A 16,310-nucleotide genomic window follows, 5' to 3' on the forward strand; every position below is an offset into this window, starting at 1 on the left:
GCGGCGTGGCTCCGGTTGCCTCAGCCGTCGACGACGGCCACGAGTTCGTCGAGGAAGGGTCCGAAAGACGTGCCGCGGCGGACGATCCGCTGCACGCTGTCGCGTTCGCTGAACACTTCGACCAGCTGCTCGAACACCGTCTGGAACGCTTCGCGATCGCTCTCGGAGAAGGCCACCATCGCGATCACCTGCACGCGCCCTTCGCCCCAGGCCATGGACGGGTCGGCGATGCCCACGGCGATCGCCGTGCGCGCCGCGGTCATCCCGATCGCGTGGGGCACCGCGAGCGCGTCGGTGAAGGCGGTCGATGACAGCCGTTCGCGCTCGAGCGTGCGCTGGACGTACCCCTCATCGATGACGCCCAGCGCGACGAGTCGGGCTCCGAGGTCGCGGATGACGCTCTCCTCGTCGGCATCCGCGGCAACGCGCCCGATGAAGGCGTCGGCGGAGAAGTAGCGGCCGAGCTCATCGCGCAGTCGCGCCAAGCGGCGCGCACGGCGCACGCGTCCGGCCGCCGCCTGCACCCGCTCGATGTCGCTCTCCGTGAGGAAGGGCTGGATGCGCACGATGCCGTCACCGGTGAAGGGCGGGTCGATCGTCGTGAGGATCAGATCGGTCTCGATCGCCCGCCAGTCGGGGTCGGCCCGTGTGTCGACGCCGACGACGTCGACCGCCTGTCCGAGCGAGCGGTCCACGCTCGATCGCAGCAGTTCATGCAGTTCGTAGTACCCGGGGCACACGATCGTCGCGGTCAACACCGTGCCGGCGTGACGGCTCCGTTCCAACTGACCCCCGACGTGCATCGCGATGTAGGCGATCTCGTCGTCCAGGAGCGGGATGCCGAGAAGCCCCCGTAGCCCGTCGGCGATGAACACCGCGACCTCGAAGATCATCGGGTAGGTCGCCTTCAGCGAGCGGGTGAGGGGGTTGCGCGACCACGCCTGCTCCTGTGCGCGCAGCCGCAGGTTCTGCACGTGGAGGGCGAGACGCAGCACGAAATCCTCGTGCTCGATGTCGACGAGGAACTCGGATGCCGCACGGTGCACGACGTCGCGCACCGCCGCCTCGACCTCGGGCTGCAGACCCGCTCGTGTCACCGACGCGGCCTCACCGGGACCGGGCGCGACGACGCGGCCGAGGACGAGCGCGGAGAGGTGGCGCCGGTCGCCCGCCCCCAGGCGAACCCCCAGATGGCGCTCACAGAGCGTGTCCAGCAGCGTCCCCACCTGCTCCTGAGCGGGCGTCGTGCTCTCCAGCGCCGTCGTCTCCAGCGCACGGTCGTGGGCGACGCGGTCGGCGGTGATGGCGACGTGCATCATCACATCGCCGATACCGAACTCGTTGACGAAGTAGCCGAGCTCGCGCAGACCCGAAACCAGATCGGCTTTGAACGGGCCGAAGACCGCTTCGCCGATCGATCCCGCGCCGAGGCTGCGCCGGAGGGCATCGAGGTCGAACGCGCCGTCGTCCGTCTCGTCGTGGGCAAGCCGGCTCAGCAGGCGACGCTGTGCCATCTCCGTGCCCTTCAGCCGCGCGCGCGATCCGCTGCGCTCCAGCGTGAGCTCGGTGTCGCCCAGCAGCGCACGGACCCGGCCCAGGTCTCCTTCGAGGGTCGCCGGACTGACGTGGAAGTCCTCGGCGGTCTCGAAGACGTCGATGCCCTCGCGGCCCGAAAGCAGTCGACGCACGAGCCGGTGCACGCGCTCCCGCGGCGTCGCGGCATCCGCTCCGGCGCGCAGCGCTGCGGGCGCATCCGCACCCGCGCGATATCCGAGCGGACCGGACTCCACGACGACGCCCCGCGGCACGCGGGCGTTGAGCGCGGTGACGTAGCTGCGGATGCTGCGCGGCGTCACTCCGACGATGTCGGCGAGCTCGGCGGCGGTAAGCCAGTCATCCTCGCGCGCGAGCAGAGCGATGACCCGGTCCTGGCGCGCTCTGCTCATATCCACCAGTCAACCACGCCCATCGCGGGGTGTTTCCGCCCCCGCGGAAACAGGTGTGGTTGTCGCCTCCCAGCGCTTTCACAAGAATGGCGGAGAAGGAGGCGGATCGATGAGGATCCTCGTTGTGTGCGGCGCGGGAGCGTCGAGCACGTTCGTCGCGCAGCGTGTTCGTCACGCGGCGCAGGCGGCCGAGCGTGAGCTCAGTGCCGTCGCCGGCACCGAGCAGTCGCTCCCGATCGACATCGATGCCGCAGACGTGGTGCTCGTGGGTCCCCACCTGCAGAGCAGCCTGGATCGCATCCGTCGCGAAGCGGCGCCGCGTCTCGTACGCGTGATCCTCCTTCCGCCCGACATCTACAGCGATCTCCACGGCACGCGCACCCTCGCGCTGATCGACGAGACCCTGAGGACAGACCCCGACATGCCCGCTTCGACGGAGAGGAACCCCGCATGAGCTTTGTGTCCCGCACGATCCGCATCGGATCGTCCAACGGATTGCACGCCCGCCCCGCGAAGCTCTTCGCCCAGGGCGTGAAAGACTCCGGCCTGGAGGTCACGATCTCCAAAGGCGCGGGTGCACCGGTCAACGCCGCCAGCATCCTGGGCGTCATCTCCCTCGGAGCGGAGAAGGGCGACTACGTCACCCTCACCGCGGAAGGCGAGAACGCCAACGCCGTGCTCGACGTACTCGCCGAGCTGCTCACGACCGACCACGACGACAACTGAACCGAAAGAGAGACCCGAAGATGAGTGAACTGCGTGGAGTGGGTATCGGACTGGGCGTCGCCCAGGGTCCCGTGGCCCGTATGGCCGACCCGCTGCCCGCCCCCTCGGACGTACCCAGCACGCTGACGCCCGACGAGGAGCTGGCCCGCGTGCGCGCGGCGGTCTCCGCCGTCGCCCGTGAGCTCGAGGAGCGCGGCTCAAAGGCCGGAGGTCTCGCCCGCGACGTCCTGGAGGCCCAGGCGATGATGGCCGAGGACCCCACACTCGACACCGAGGTCTCCACGCGCGTGAACGCCGGCAAGACCGGCGAGTATGCCGTACACGAGGCGTTCGCGAGTTTCCGCGACACCCTGGCCGCGATGGGCGGCTATCTCGGGGAGCGCGCCGCCGACCTCGACGACGTCGCCCAGCGCGTCATCGCACGCCTGCGCGGCCTGCCCGCCCCGGGCGTGCCCGACCCCGGTCACCCGTTCGTGCTCGTCGCGAAGGACCTCGCCCCCGCCGACACCGCCCTGCTCGACCTCGACCAGGTGCTCGCGCTCATCACGACCGACGGCGGGCCGACCTCGCACACCGCGATCCTGGCGCGCGAGAAGTCCATCGTCGCCATCGTCGGCGCCGCCGCCGCGAAGGACCTCACCGACGGGCAGACGGTCATCGTGGATGCCGCGAAGGGTGTCGTGACCGTCGACCCCACCGAGGACGAGCTCGCCCAGGCCCACAACCGCGCCGCCGACCGTGCCGCCGCGGCATCCGCCCCGCTCACCCCGGGTGCACTGAAGGACGGCTCCGCCGTGCCGCTGCTGGCCAACCTCGGCAAGCCGGGCGGCGCCGCCGAGGCGGTCGAGCTGGGCGCCGAGGGCGTCGGCCTGTTCCGCACCGAGTTCCTCTTCCTGTCGGCCACGCAGGCACCGACCGTCGACGAGCAGACCGCGTCGTACACCGAGCTGCTGAAGGCGTTCCCCGGCAAGAAGGTCGTCGTCCGCGCTCTCGACGCCGGGGCGGACAAGCCCCTCGCCTTCCTCAACGACGCGCACGAAGACAACCCCGCCCTGGGCCTTCGGGGCCTGCGCGCCCTCCGCGCCAGCGAGGACATCCTGCGCGAGCAGCTCACCGCGCTCGCGAACGCGGACGCCGCGACCGAGGCCGACCTCTGGGTCATGGCGCCGATGGTCGCCACCGTCGAGGAAGCGGACTACTTCGTGACGCTCGCGAAGGAGTACGGCATCAAGACCGCCGGCGTCATGGTCGAGGTCCCCTCGTCCGCGGTCCAGGCGAAGCGCATCCTCCAGATCGCGGACTTCGCCTCCATCGGCACGAACGACCTCACGCAGTACACGCTCGCCGCCGACCGCCTGCTCGGCTCGGTGGCGTCGTACCAGGACCCCTGGCACCCCGCGGTCCTGGAGCTGATCAAGATGACCGCCTCCGGCGGCAAGGCCAACGGCAAGCCGGTCGGCATCTGCGGCGAGGCCGCCGCCGACCCGCTGCTGGCCGTCGTGCTCGTGGGCCTCGGCGCGACGACGCTGTCGATGGCTCCCACGGCCCTCGCGGACGTGCGCGCCTCGCTTCTGCAGTACACCCGCGAGGATGCCGAGCGCATCGCCGCGGCCGCTCTTGCCGCCGATGACGCGGCATCCGCACGATCGGCGGCTCAGGCCGCCGCTGAGAACCTCGCCGGCTGACGGCGCGGCACATTCGAAGGGAACGAAGACAATGACAACGGCGTCCACGACATCGACGGGGGTGAACCGCGCACGCGTCGGCGTGCAGAGGTTCGGCACCTTCCTGTCCGGCATGATCATGCCGAACATCGCGGCCTTTATCGCCTGGGGCTTCATCACGATGCTCTTCATCACGAAGGGCTTCTTCGGCGCGGAGAGCCCGTTCGGGTGGCACTGGTCTCCCGTCGCGGAGATCATCGGTGGCGGCGGAAACGCGGCGGACATCGGCTGGAACGGCGCGATGACGGCGCTGGCGAGCGGCGATGCGGGCAACTTTGCGGCCTACGTCGGCCTCGTCGGCCCGATGGTCACCTATCTGTTGCCGCTGCTGATCGCCAACACCGGCGGTCGCATGGTCTACGGCGAGCGCGGCGGCGTGGTGGCGACGATCGCCACCATGGGTGTCATCGTCGGCACCGACATCCCCATGTTCCTCGGCGCGATGATCATGGGCCCGCTGGCGGCCTGGATCACCAAGCAGATGGACAAGCTCTGGGACGGCAAGATCAAGCCGGGCTTCGAAATGCTGGTGAACAACTTCTCCGCCGGCATCCTGGGCATGATCTTGGCGATCGTCGGTTTCTTCGCCTTCGGCCCCATCATGCTGGGAATCTCGACGTTCCTCGGCGGCATCGTGGGCTGGCTCGTCAGCGTCAACCTGCTCCCGCTGCTGTCGATCATCGTCGAGCCGGCGAAGGTGCTGTTCCTCAACAACGCCATCAACCACGGCGTGTTCACCCCCCTCGGCATCCAGCAGGCGACCGAGGCGGGCAAGTCGATCCTCTTCCTCATCGAGGCCAACCCCGGCCCCGGCGTCGGACTTCTGCTCGCCTTCACCTTCTTCGGCGTCGGTGCGGCTCGCGCTTCGGCTCCGGGCGCGATCATCATCCAGTTCTTCGGCGGCATCCACGAGATCTACTTCCCGTACGCGCTGAGCAAGCCGATGACGATCCTCGCCCTCATCGCGGGAGGCGCGACCGGCGTGACGACCAACATGCTGCTGGGCGGCGGCCTCGCTTTCCCGGCAGCTCCCGGAAGCATCATCGCCGTGACTGCCGCGGCCATCGGCCCGGGCGTCGGCAACCTGTTCGTCGTGTATCTGTCGGTGATCCTCGCCGCCACCGTGACGTTCTTGATCACCGCGGTGATCCTGCGGGCGTCCCGCAAGCGTGACCTGGCCGCAGAGGCGGACTCCAGCGCATCGTTCGAGGCGGCGATCGCCCAGACCGAGGCGAACAAGGGCAAGAGCTCCGAGGCCCTCGCCGGCCTCCGCGCCGGGGCGGCCGCGAACGCCGGGCTCGAGGGTGACCAGTCGTCGCTGTCGGCCGACCGGGCCGCCGACGCCGTCGCCGCGGGAACGGTGGTACCCGCCGCACGCGTGACGAACATCGTGTTCGCCTGCGACGCCGGTATGGGCTCGTCCGCGATGGGCGCGAGCGTGCTGCGCAACAAGATCAAGAAGGCGGGCATCGACGACGTCTCGGTCACCAACAAGGCGATCGCCAACCTCGACGGCAGCGAAGACCTCGTGATCACCCAGCAGCAGCTCACCGACCGCGCACGCGGGCGCACGCCGAACGCGACTCACGTGTCGGTGGACAACTTCATGAACTCGCCGAAGTACGACGAGGTCGTGGATCTGGTGGTCCAGCAGCACAAGAACCAGGCCTGATCGCTCAGGCCCACCCTGACGCCGCGGGGACGGGATGCGCGATGCCCCGCCCCCGCGGCTCTCACCCGATACAGCGTCGCCCAGACGTACGATGACCGAGACGACGCTACGCACAGAGACGAGGACGACATGTCACGCGATGTACTGAAGATCGATCAGGTTCGGATCCACTCCGGATCGGTCACGAAAGAGCACGCCATGCGTGAGGCCGCGGACATCCTCGAAGCCGCCGGAGCCGTCACCTCCGCCTACTACGACGCGATGCTCCAGCGCGAGCAGACCGTGTCCACCTACATGGGCAACGAGCTCGCGATCCCCCACGGCACCAACGAGACGAAGGATGCCATCCTCGACTCGGCGCTCTCGTTCGTCCGCTATGACGGCGGCGTCGACTGGGACGGCGAGAAGGTCAGTTTCGTCGTCGGCATCGCCGGCAAGGGCGATGAGCACCTGGACATCCTCTCGCAGATCGCCCTGATGTTCTCCGAAGACGAGGAGGTCGCACGCCTGAAGGCGGCGACCACCGCAGAGGACCTGTTCGCACTGCTGTCGACGGTGAACGGCTGATGAAGGCCGTCCACTTCGGCGCCGGTAACATCGGTCGCGGCTTCGTCGGGCTGCTGCTGCACGAAGGCGGCTACGAGCTGGTGTTCTCGGATGTCGCGGCATCCTTGGTCGACGCCATCAACGCGGCTTCGGAGTACACCGTCCACGAGGTCGGCGATGGCGGCACCGACACGGTCGTGACAGGCTTCCGCGCGATCAACAGCGCCACCGATCCGCAGGCGCTGATCGACGAGATCGCCACCGCCGAGGTGGTGACCACCGCGGTCGGCCCGACGATCCTGCGCTTCGTCGCGCCGCACATCCTGGCCGGTTTGGCCCTGCGCGACCCGTCTCGGCCTCCGCTGCAGGTCATGGCGTGCGAGAACGCGATCGGGGCGACCGACACCCTCCGCGACGAGATCCGCGAGCAGGCGGGTGACGCGTGGGACGCGATCAGCAACCGGGCGGTGTTCGCCAACACCGCCGTCGACCGAATCGTGCCCGCACAGCCGGAAGGCGCGGGGATCGACGTCACCGTGGAACCCTTCTTCGAATGGGCCATTGAACGGCCCCCCTTCGCCGACGCCCCGCCCCACATCCCCGGCGCCCACTTCGTCGACGACCTCGCCCCCTATATCGAGCGCAAGCTCTTCACGGTGAACACCGGTCACGCCGCGACCGCCTACTTCGGGGCCCGCGCGGGCGTCGAGAAGATCTCCGACGCGCTGGCGGATCCGTCCATCGTCTCCCGCGTGGCCGCCGCGCTCGAAGAGACGTCCGCACTGCTGGTCGCGGTGCACGGATGGGATGCTGCCGAGCTCGCCGAGTACCGTGCGACGATCCTGCGCCGCTTCGCCAACCCGGCTCTGCCCGACACCGTCGGCCGCGTCGGGCGCCAGCCGTTGCGCAAACTCTCGCGACACGAGCGGTTCATCGGCCCCGCCGCGGCCGCCGCCGAGCGGGGGCTGTCCACGACCGCCCTGGTCGAGGCGATCGGGGCGGCGCTGGAGTTCGACGAGCCCGACGATGAGCAGTCGGTGGAGATGCAGCGACGACTGCGCGCCGAGGACGCGGCCACCTTCACCGCCGCGGTGACGGGTCTGGAGCCGTCGCACCCGCTGTTCGCCGCGGTCGAAGCCGTCGTCGGACAGCGTCAGTCCGAGCTCTGACCCGCTCCCGCGCCCCCGGGACGGCGGACCGCGCTGGCTTCCGGCCGCGGAGCCCGGGGCCCCTTCCACCGTTCACAACTCCGGAGATCCCTCGGTACACCGCACCCAGCCCGGGCTGTGGCCGACGGTCGCGAGCGCATCTCCGGAGTTGTGAACGGCGACGCCTCCTCCCCCGCGCCCCGCTGAACCCGGTCGTCCACCGACGCGGCACACAAAGCCCTGCCCGACGGGCGTCGCGGTCAGAGTTCTGGACATGATCCGATCTTCTGCCGACCGTCTCGTTCTGCCCAGCGACGTCCCGACCGCTGTTCTGCGGCGTGCTCACCTGCTCGCCGCGGGAGCCACCGGCCGACAGATCACCGATGCGGTGCGCGACGGACGGCTCCTGCGCCTGCGGCGCGATCACTATCTGCCCCGGGACACCGATCCGCAGGTGTGCGCGGCGGTGCAGTGGGGCGGGCGCCTGGACTGCGTCTCACTGTTGCGACTTCTCGGCGTGTTCGTACGGGAGCGTGCGGGGTTGCACATCCAGCTCGCTCCGGACGCCTCCCGCACGCCGCGACCGGAGGCGTCGACGGAGATCGTGCGACATTGGCGTCCCACCTCCAGCGCCGCCGATGATGTGCTCGTACCTGTCCGCGAAGCACTATGTGCAGCGGTGCGCTGCCAGCGGCCGCGGGATGCGATCGCCACGCTCGACAGCGCGTGGCATCTCGGGGCAGTGGATGAAGACGGTCTCGCTGACGTCTTCGCGCACGTTCCCGGGCGCTACCGATCCCTGCGGCCGCTTCTCGACCAACGTGCGGAGGCGGGTACCGAGACCCTCGTCCGCCTCATGCTGCGCAGTCTGGGATGCCACGTGGACCTGCAGGTTCGAATCGACGGCGTCGGCCGAGTGGATCTCCTCGTCGACGGCTGGCTTGTCATCGAGTGCGACAGTCGCTCGCACCACGGGTCGTGGGGGGATCACAAGCGAGACCGCCGCAGGGATGCCGCCGCAATCGGACTCGGCTTCACGACTCTGCGGCTGCTCGCCGAGGACATCCTCTTCCGTCCGGAATGGGTGATCGAGGTTCTCCGGCGGGCGGTAGCCCGCGGCCCTCGCACCACGCCGCGCACCGTGCGAGTTCACAACTCCGGAGAACTGTGAGCGGACGGCCCGATCTGTGGCCCACCGGGCCGGAAATGCTCGGAAGCTCCGGAGTTGTGAACGGTCGCCGTACTCGAGGCGCGCACGTGACGGGGCTGCCGTGGGGTGCGGGTCAGGCGTCGAAGCCCTCGCCGATGAGCTCGATGAGCTCCTCGCGCTCCTCCACCGACAAGAAGGCGCCTGCGGCCGCGTTCAGCTGGAACGCCTCCAGGTCTTCGAGACGGTAGTCGAAGGTCTCGGCCAGCAGCGCGAGCTCGCGCGTGAGCGAGGTGCGGCTCATCGTGCGGTTGTCGACGTTGACCGTCACGGCGAAGCCGAGCTGGTACAGCAGGTCGAACGGATGATCCTCGAGGCTCTTGCCCCACGCCGCGATCGCCCCGGTCTGCAGGTTCGAGGAGGGCGAGAGCTCGAGCGGGATCTCACGGTCGCGTACCCACCGCGCCAGGTCTCCGAAGGTCACCAGCACTTCGTCGCCCTGCTGCTGCACGACCTCGAGGTCTTCCGCGATGCGCACGCCGTGGCCGAGGCGCAGGGCGCGGCCGTCGAGGATCGCGGAGCGGATCGAGTCGAGACCGGCCGCCTCTCCCGCGTGCACCGTCACCGGGAAGAACTCTGAGGCGAGATAGTCGAAGGCGGCGCGGTGACGCGACGGCGGGAAGCCGTCCTCCGCTCCGGCGATGTCGAAGCCGACTGCGCCGCGACCGCGGAACGCGACGGCGAGCTGGGCGATCTCGAGCGAGCGGTCGGCGTGACGCATCGCTGTGATGAGCTGGCCGACGCGGATGTCGCGACCCGAGCGATCGACGGCATCCTCGCCTTCCTCGATGCCCTCCTGCACGGCCTCGACGGCCTCCTCGAGCGACAGCCCGCCCGCGAGGTGCTGCTCCGGCGCCCAGCGCACCTCGCCGTAGATCACGCCGTCGGCGGCGAGGTCCTCCACGAACTCCTTCGCGACGCGGCGAAGGCCCTCGGCGCTCTGCATGACGGCGGTCGTCAAATCGAAGGTCTTCAGATACTCCACCAGCGAACCCGAGTCGCTCTGGTCCTCGAACCAGTCGGCGAGCTCCCCGGCATCCGTCGTCGGGACATCGAGGCCGATCTCGTCGGCGAGTTCGATGATCGTCTGAGGCCGCAGCGCACCGTCGAGGTGATCGTGGAGCGAGACCTTGGGAAGCGAGCGGATGGAGACGCCCTCGAGCTTCGGGTCGGCGTAGGGGTCGGTGGCCATGGGGCTTCCTTCTGGTGGGCTGTGCGGGTGGAGCTTAAGGTCAGGCGGTGATGCGCTCGAGGACGAGCGGAGTGGATGCCGGGGCATCCGTTCCGATCTCCCACGCGCCTTCGAGCGCGTCGAGGGCGCGCTCGAAGCGCTTGTCATCATCGGCCAGAAGGGTGAACAACGGCTGTCCGGCGACGATGGATGCGCCGGGCTTGACGTGCAGGTCAATGCCGGCGGCGTGGATGACGGGGTCCTGGGCGCGCGCGCGTCCCGCCCCCAGACGCCAGGCGGCGATGCCGAACGGGAGCGCCTCCATCCGCGTCAGCACACCGTTTCGGGCAGCGACAACGGTGTGCGTCTCGCGGGGGGTGGGCAGCGGCGCATCGGGATCGCCGTCCTGAGCACGGATCATCTCCCGCCACGCGTCCATGGCGCGCCCGTCGCGCAGCGCGGCTTCGACGTCGGCGTCGGGCTGTCCGGCGAGGGCCAGCATCTCGCGCGCCAGAGCCACGGTCAGCTCGACGATATCGGCCGGGCCGCCGCCGGCGAGCACCTCGACCGACTCGCGCACCTCGTTGGCATTGCCGATGGTGAGGCCGAGCGGGGTGTTCATGTCGGTGAGAAGCGCCGTCGTCGCGACGCCCGAGTCGGTGCCCAGGGCGACCATCGTGCGGGCGAGCTCGCGCGCCTTGTCGACATCGCGCATGAATGCGCCGGAGCCGAACTTGACGTCGAGAACGAGCGCGTCGGTGCCTTCGGCGATCTTCTTCGACATGATGCTCGACGCGATCAGCGGGATGGCCTCGACCGTGCCGGTGACATCGCGCAGCGCGTACAGCCGCTTGTCCGCCGGAGCCAGGCCCGAGCCGGCCGCGCAAATGACGGCGCCGACGTCGCGCAACTGCGCGAACATCTCGTCGTTGGAGAGCGCGGCGCGCCACCCCGGGATCGACTCGAGCTTGTCGAGCGTGCCGCCGGTGTGACCGAGGCCCCGGCCGGACAGCTGCGGCACCGCGACGCCGAATGCCGCGACGAGCGGCGCGAGCGGCAGCGTGATCTTGTCGCCGACCCCGCCGGTGGAGTGCTTGTCGACGGTGCGCTTGCCGAGTCCGGCGAAGCTCATCCGCTCCCCCGAGGCGATCATCGCGTCGGTCATGACACGGATCTCGTCGCGGTTCATGCCGTTGAGCAGCACCGCCATCGCGAACGCGGCCATCTGCGAGTCGGCGACGTATTCGCGCGTGTACGCGTCGATCATCCAGCGCAGGGCGTCTTCGGGCACCGCGCCGTGGTCACGCTTTGTGCGGATGACGTCGACCGCGTCGAAGGGCTCGACCGCGGCATCCGGCGTGTTCTGCGTCCCGCCGCTCATCGCGACACCTCCTCGAGGTCGCGCGGGCCGAAGGCATCGGGCAGCACCTCATCGATCGTGCGGATGCCGGAGACGGTCTCCAGCAGCATTCCCGGAAGGGCGAACTCGTTGAGCAGCTGACGGCAGCGCCCGCACGGCATGATCGTCTGCCCCTCCTTGTTGACGCATACGAAAGCGACGAGCTGCCCGCCTCCGGACATGTGCAGATCGCCCACGAGGGCACATTCGGCGCAGAGCCCGACGCCGTAGGAGGCGTTCTCGACGTTGCAGCCCGACACGATACGTCCATCGCTGACCAGCGCCGCGGCACCCACCTGATAGCGGGAGTAGGGCGCATACGCGCGGTGCATGGCCTCGGTGGCGACGGCGCGCAGCTCGTCCCAGTCGATGTCGGTCATGAAAGAGGTCACTCCTTGATATAGGGCTTGCCGGATGCCGCGGGCCCGCGGATCTGGCCGGCGAAGCCGGCGACCGCGAGGATCGTCACGACGTACGGGAGCATGAGCATGAACTCGCTGGGGATCGGCGTCTTCAGGATCGTCAGCAGGTTCTGCAGGTTGGTCGCGAAGCCGAACAGCAGGGCGGCGAGAGTCGCGCGGATCGGGTCCCAGCGACCGAAGATGACGGCCGCGAGGGCGATGAAGCCGAGCCCCGCGGTCATGTCCTTGCCGAACTGCGGCACCGAGACGAGCGTGAAGTACGCTCCGCCGATGCCGGCGATCGCGCCGGCCAGCGAGACGTTCCAGAACCGGGACGTGTTCACCTTGATGCCGACCGTGTCGGCCGCCTGCGGGTGTTCGCCGACGGCGCGCAGGCGCAGGCCCCACCGCGTGCGGTAGAGGCCCCAGGCCACGAGCGGAACCGTCACGAACATGAGGTACACGATGAAGGTCTGGTTGAACAGCACCGGTCCGATGATCGGGATCTCGCTCAGCACGGGGATCTGGATACGGCCGAAGCGCTCCGGGGTGTTGAGCTGCTGCTCGTTGGGAGCCAGGAGCGCACCGTACAGGAAGCCGGTCAGACCGGTCACGAGGACGTTCAGCACGACACCGACGATGACCTGGTCGACGAGGTACTTGAGCGCGAAGGCTGCGAGCACGAACGAGACGAGGACACCGCCGACCATGGCGCCGAGCAGCCCGATGAACGGGTTGTGCGTGATGCTGGAGAGCACGGCGGCCGAGAACGCACCGAGCAGCAGCTGTCCTTCGATCGCGACGTTGACCACGCCCACGCGTTCGCCGATCACACCGCCGAGCGCACCGAAGACGAGGGGCACCGACAGCGATACGGCGCCGAACAGCAGGCTCGAGACGGGCACGAACCCGTCGGCAGCGGCCCACACCAGGAACGCCACGACGCCGAGAACGCCGAACGCGATCGTCAGCCAGAGGGACGGACGACGGTACGTCCACGCCCGCCACGCCGCGCCGGCGGTGAGCACGACCAGCACGGCCCACAGCGTCCAGGCGGTCGGCGCGGTGGGGACGCCCACGTCGGGCAGACCGAAGGACTGCGACGGATCGCCGAGACGGAAGGTCGAGACACCGACGCGCGGTGCCAGGCCGAAGAGGGCGGCCAGCAGCACGAGGATGACCGCGAGAACGATCGGCGCCTTGAAGTGCCGCTCCCGGACGACGACCAGCTGGATGGTGCCGTCACTCTGCTCGATCTGGGCTGCCGGTGTCGAGGCGCTCATGCGGCCACCGCCTTCTTCGCGGCCTTCGCTCGCGCATTGGCCGCCTTCTCGGCGTCGGTCTTGGGGAGGAAGAACACGGCGCGCAGGAGCGGCGGCGCCGCGATGAACAGTACGATCAACGACTGCACGACGAGCACGATGTCCACGGGGATGCCCTGTGCCTGCATCGAGAACGATCCCGCCTTGAGCGCACCGAAGAGGATGCCGGCAGCCAGGGTCCCCCACGCGCGGCTACGACCGAGGAGGGCGACGGTGATCGCATCGAAGCCGATGCCGGCGTCGATCGTCGCGCCGAAGCCCGTCGTGACGGTGCCCTGGATCTGGTTCATGGCGGCGAGGCCCGCCAGGCCGCCCGCGAAGAGCATCGCGTAGATGTAGAGGCGGTCCACGCTCATGCCCGCGGCCCGCGCGGCTCGCGGGTTCTCGCCGACGGCGCGCAGCCGCAGGCCGAGGCTCGACCGCTCAATGAGCCACCAGACGAACACGGTGGCCGCGAGCACCACGACGAAGCCCCAGTCCAGCTGCGGGAAGAGCGGGCCGAGGAGGTCGGGGAACTGCGCGGAGGCGGGCGTGGGCTTCGTCTGCGGCTGGTTGGTACCCGGGGCCTGGAGCAGCCCGGGCGTGCGCGTCATCCACAGCAGGAGGTAGAACGCGACGTAGTTGAGCATGATCGTGAGGATCACCTCGTGCGCCCCGGTCTTGGCCTTCAGCAGGCCCACCAGCCCGCCCCAGAGCGCACCGCCGACGATGCCGGCGAGCAGAGTGAGGGGAAGGTGCAGCCACATCGGCAGATCGAGGTTGAACGCGAACAGGCCGGCGAAGATCGCGCCGACGAGCATCTGACCGCGGGCGCCGATGTTGAACAGTCCCGCACGGAAGGCGAGCGCGACGCCAAGGCCGGCCGCGATGAGCGGCGTCGCGAACCCGAGCGAGTTGGTCAGCGGGCGGATCTGCGCCGCGAAGTCGGCGCCGCGGGCGTTGAACACGGCACCCCGGAAGAGCGCCTCGTAGCCGTTGTAGACGGCCTGCCAGATCGCGACGAGGGTGTCACCGGGCCGCGCGAAGAAGTAGGAGGATGCCGCCTGCACGTCCTTGTTGGTCACGGCGATGAGGATGCCGCCGACGATCATGGCGAGCACGATGGCCAGGAAGGTCGTCACCGCACTGCCGCGCAGCAGCTCCTTGAGGAAGACTCCCGACCGCGTCGGCGGGAACTCCTCGCCCTCGCGGGGTGCGGGCTCGCCGGTCAGCGGCCCGCTCGCGCGGGGCAGCTCGGCCTCGCCGAGCGGCACACCCGCCGCGCCGTCGTTCGTGGGCGTCGATCCGCTCATGCGGCCACCTCCGGGTCGTGGGCTCCGGCCATCATGAGACCGAGGGTGTCGCGGGGCGTGTCGCCGGGGACGACGCCGACGATCGTGCCGCGATACATCACGGCGATGCGGTCGGCGAGCGCGCTGACCTCGTCCAGCTCGGTGGAGACGACGATGACGGGGATACCGGAATCGCGCGTCTCGATGATGCGACGGTGGATGAACTCGATCGACCCGACGTCGACACCGCGGGTCGGCTGGGCGACGACGAGCAGGCGGAGCTCGCGGCTCATCTCACGGGCGATGACAACCTTCTGCTGGTTTCCGCCCGAGAGTGTGCCGGCGAGGGTGTCCGGCCCCTGCGTGCGGATGTCGTACTCCCGGATGCGGTCGCGGGCGAAGGCGTCGATCGCGCCCCGACGCAGCGTGCCCGCGGCGGCGAAGGCCGACTCCGCGGCGCGGTCCAGGATGAGGTTCTCGGCGACCGAGAACCCGCCGACGAGGCCGTCCTCCTTGCGGTCTTCGGGGACGAACCCGACGCCTTCGTCGAGGATCGCGCGCACGTTCTTGCCGACGAGCTCGGTGCCGTCGAGGCTGATGGAGCCCTCGACGCGGGCGGCCAGCCCGACGATCGCCTCGACGAGCTCGGTCTGCCCATTGCCCTGGACACCGGCGACGGCGAGCACCTCACCGGGACGCACCTCGAGGTCGACGTCGTCCACGACGATCGCACCGGCCGCCGTGAGCACGCGCAGCCCGCGCACGCTGAGTCCGCCCTCACGCGTCCGCGGCGCCTCCTTGTGCACGGTCAGCTCGACGGCACGTCCCACCATGAGGGAGGCCAGCTCGGCGTTCGTCGCCGTCGGCGAGGCCTCGCCGACCACGGTGCCGAGGCGGATGACGGTGATGCGGTCCGCCACTTCGCGGACCTCACGCAGCTTGTGGGTGATGAAGACGATGGAGGTGCCCTCATCGCGCAGTTGGCGCATGATGGCCATCAGCTCGTCGGTCTCCTGCGGAGTGAGCACGGCCGTCGGCTCGTCGAAGACGAGCACCTTCGCGTCACGGGAGAGCGCCTTGATGATCTCGACGCGCTGCTGCACACCGACGGGCAGATCGCCGACGAGGGCGTCGGGGTCGATCTCGAAGCCGAAGCGCTGTGCGACGCTGCGCACGTGCGCACGGGCGGCGTTGAGGTCGAGGCGGCCGAAGGCCTTGGTGTCCTCGTGGCCGAGCATGACGTTCTCGGCGACGGTGAAGACGGGGATGAGCATGAAGTGCTGGTGGACCATCCCGATCCCGGCGGCCATGGCATCGCCGGGGCCCCGGAAGTGCTGCGGCACGTCGTCGAGCAGGATCTCGCCCTCGTCGGCGCGGTACAGGCCGTACAGCACGTTCATGAGCGTGGACTTGCCGGCGCCGTTCTCGCCGAGGAGCGCGTGGATCTCCCCGGATTCGACCACGAGATCGATGTGGTCGTTGGCGACGAGGCTGCCGAATCTCTTCGTGATCCCGCGGAGCTCGAGCTTCATATCTGCACCCTAATTGAGGGGGAACCCGATCCCAATGGAGATCGGGCAGAGAACGGCGGCCGACCGGATACCTGAGCATCCGGCCGACCGCCGTAGGGACTGCTTACCGCTTGGGCGAGCTGGGCGAGGTCACGACCAGGTCGCCGGCGATGATCGCGTCGCGCAGCGCGGCGATCTCATCGGTCAGGCCGGCCGGCAGCTGCGACTCGAACGAGCCGAAGCCCGACAGGCCGACGCCCTCGTTC

14 protein-coding genes are annotated in these 16,310 nt (G+C 69.4%); 7 read left to right on the forward strand and 7 right to left on the reverse strand.

Annotation, left to right across the window (positions count from 1 at the left end; translation table 11 throughout):
• Positions 1 to 20 precede the first annotated feature (20 nt).
• Entirely contained in the window at positions 21 to 1,946 is a 1,926-nt protein-coding gene (locus ABS64_RS10990) for a PTS sugar transporter subunit IIA (RefSeq protein ID WP_005048162.1), read from the reverse strand.
• Positions 1,947 to 2,055: 109 nt separating this feature from the next.
• Between ABS64_RS10990 and ABS64_RS10995 the strand changes: the two genes are divergently transcribed.
• The 7 genes from ABS64_RS10995 to ABS64_RS11025 all read left to right on the forward strand — a co-directional run bounded on the left by ABS64_RS10995 (position 2,056) and on the right by ABS64_RS11025 (position 8,933).
• Positions 2,056 to 2,400, forward strand: a complete 345-nt coding sequence (locus ABS64_RS10995) for a PTS sugar transporter (RefSeq protein ID WP_005048160.1) — start codon at positions 2,056 to 2,058, stop codon at positions 2,398 to 2,400.
• Complete coding sequence (locus ABS64_RS11000; RefSeq protein WP_292683563.1) at positions 2,397 to 2,672, forward strand: HPr family phosphocarrier protein; 276 nt, start codon at positions 2,397 to 2,399, stop codon at positions 2,670 to 2,672. Before ABS64_RS10995 ends, ABS64_RS11000 begins: the two co-directional genes overlap by 4 nt.
• Positions 2,673 to 2,692: 20 nt before the next feature.
• A complete protein-coding gene (ptsP, locus tag ABS64_RS11005) occupies positions 2,693 to 4,357 on the forward strand; it encodes a phosphoenolpyruvate--protein phosphotransferase (RefSeq protein WP_292683565.1) in 1,665 nt (554 codons plus the stop codon).
• Between the two features lie 31 nt (positions 4,358 to 4,388).
• Positions 4,389 to 6,068 (forward strand): PTS mannitol transporter subunit IICB, encoded by a 1,680-nt coding sequence (locus ABS64_RS11010; protein WP_005048152.1) that lies wholly within the window; start codon positions 4,389 to 4,391, stop codon positions 6,066 to 6,068.
• Between the two features lie 129 nt (positions 6,069 to 6,197).
• The gene (locus ABS64_RS11015) at positions 6,198 to 6,635 is read left to right on the forward strand and encodes a PTS sugar transporter subunit IIA (RefSeq protein WP_005048150.1); all 438 of its coding nucleotides are present in this window, start codon (positions 6,198 to 6,200) and stop codon (positions 6,633 to 6,635) included.
• Positions 6,635 to 7,783 (forward strand): mannitol-1-phosphate 5-dehydrogenase, encoded by a 1,149-nt coding sequence (locus ABS64_RS11020; protein WP_036284466.1) that lies wholly within the window; start codon positions 6,635 to 6,637, stop codon positions 7,781 to 7,783. Before ABS64_RS11015 ends, ABS64_RS11020 begins: the two co-directional genes overlap by 1 nt.
• Before the next feature lie 253 nt (positions 7,784 to 8,036).
• Entirely contained in the window at positions 8,037 to 8,933 is an 897-nt protein-coding gene (locus tag ABS64_RS11025) for a hypothetical protein (RefSeq protein WP_288120356.1), read from the forward strand.
• Between the two features lie 112 nt (positions 8,934 to 9,045).
• On the opposite strand, the gene ABS64_RS11030 is transcribed toward ABS64_RS11025, so the two are convergent.
• Genes ABS64_RS11030 through ABS64_RS11055 form a run of 6 tightly spaced genes read right to left on the reverse strand, consistent with a single transcriptional unit; the run spans position 9,046 to position 16,065 of the window.
• The gene (locus tag ABS64_RS11030; RefSeq protein ID WP_016463408.1) at positions 9,046 to 10,161 is read right to left on the reverse strand and encodes an adenosine deaminase; all 1,116 of its coding nucleotides are present in this window, start codon (positions 10,159 to 10,161) and stop codon (positions 9,046 to 9,048) included.
• Positions 10,162 to 10,201: 40 nt separating this feature from the next.
• Positions 10,202 to 11,521: a thymidine phosphorylase gene (locus ABS64_RS11035; RefSeq protein ID WP_061681819.1), complete on the reverse strand. Its 1,320-nt coding sequence runs from the start codon at positions 11,519 to 11,521 to the stop codon at positions 10,202 to 10,204.
• Entirely contained in the window at positions 11,518 to 11,919 is a 402-nt protein-coding gene (locus ABS64_RS11040; protein ID WP_061681826.1) for a cytidine deaminase, read from the reverse strand. Before ABS64_RS11040 ends, ABS64_RS11035 begins: the two co-directional genes overlap by 4 nt.
• A gap of 8 nt (positions 11,920 to 11,927) precedes the next feature.
• The gene (locus tag ABS64_RS11045) at positions 11,928 to 13,223 is read right to left on the reverse strand and encodes an ABC transporter permease (protein WP_061681828.1); all 1,296 of its coding nucleotides are present in this window, start codon (positions 13,221 to 13,223) and stop codon (positions 11,928 to 11,930) included.
• On the reverse strand, positions 13,220 to 14,554 hold the full coding sequence (locus ABS64_RS11050) for an ABC transporter permease (RefSeq protein ID WP_292683573.1): 1,335 nt from the start codon (positions 14,552 to 14,554) through the stop codon (positions 13,220 to 13,222). Before ABS64_RS11050 ends, ABS64_RS11045 begins: the two co-directional genes overlap by 4 nt.
• Positions 14,551 to 16,065 (reverse strand): ABC transporter ATP-binding protein, encoded by a 1,515-nt coding sequence (locus ABS64_RS11055; protein ID WP_005048130.1) that lies wholly within the window; start codon positions 16,063 to 16,065, stop codon positions 14,551 to 14,553. Before ABS64_RS11055 ends, ABS64_RS11050 begins: the two co-directional genes overlap by 4 nt.
• Positions 16,066 to 16,310 lie beyond the last annotated feature (245 nt).

It is taken from the genome of Microbacterium sp. SCN 69-37 (genome assembly GCF_001724435.1).
GTDB classification, from domain to species: Bacteria; Actinomycetota; Actinomycetes; order Actinomycetales; family Microbacteriaceae; genus Microbacterium; species Microbacterium laevaniformans.

Bases quoted from the DNA above. Each gene is read 5' to 3' on its own strand.
- ABS64_RS10990 (WP_005048162.1), bottom strand. From the start codon at position 1,946: ATGAGCAGAGCGCGCCAGGACCGGGTCATCGCTCTGCTCGCGCGCGAG.
- ABS64_RS10995 (WP_005048160.1), top strand. From the start codon at position 2,056: ATGAGGATCCTCGTTGTGTGCGGCGCGGGAGCGTCGAGCACGTTCGTC.
- ABS64_RS11000 (WP_292683563.1), top strand. From the start codon at position 2,397: ATGAGCTTTGTGTCCCGCACGATCCGCATCGGATCGTCCAACGGATTG.
- ptsP (WP_292683565.1), top strand. From the start codon at position 2,693: ATGAGTGAACTGCGTGGAGTGGGTATCGGACTGGGCGTCGCCCAGGGT.
- ABS64_RS11010 (WP_005048152.1), top strand. From the start codon at position 4,389: ATGACAACGGCGTCCACGACATCGACGGGGGTGAACCGCGCACGCGTC.
- ABS64_RS11015 (WP_005048150.1), top strand. From the start codon at position 6,198: ATGTCACGCGATGTACTGAAGATCGATCAGGTTCGGATCCACTCCGGA.
- ABS64_RS11020 (WP_036284466.1), top strand. From the start codon at position 6,635: ATGAAGGCCGTCCACTTCGGCGCCGGTAACATCGGTCGCGGCTTCGTC.
- ABS64_RS11025 (WP_288120356.1), top strand. From the start codon at position 8,037: ATGATCCGATCTTCTGCCGACCGTCTCGTTCTGCCCAGCGACGTCCCG.
- ABS64_RS11030 (WP_016463408.1), bottom strand. From the start codon at position 10,161: ATGGCCACCGACCCCTACGCCGACCCGAAGCTCGAGGGCGTCTCCATC.
- ABS64_RS11035 (WP_061681819.1), bottom strand. From the start codon at position 11,521: ATGAGCGGCGGGACGCAGAACACGCCGGATGCCGCGGTCGAGCCCTTC.
- ABS64_RS11040 (WP_061681826.1), bottom strand. From the start codon at position 11,919: ATGACCGACATCGACTGGGACGAGCTGCGCGCCGTCGCCACCGAGGCC.
- ABS64_RS11045 (WP_061681828.1), bottom strand. From the start codon at position 13,223: ATGAGCGCCTCGACACCGGCAGCCCAGATCGAGCAGAGTGACGGCACC.
- ABS64_RS11050 (WP_292683573.1), bottom strand. From the start codon at position 14,554: ATGAGCGGATCGACGCCCACGAACGACGGCGCGGCGGGTGTGCCGCTC.
- ABS64_RS11055 (WP_005048130.1), bottom strand. From the start codon at position 16,065: ATGAAGCTCGAGCTCCGCGGGATCACGAAGAGATTCGGCAGCCTCGTC.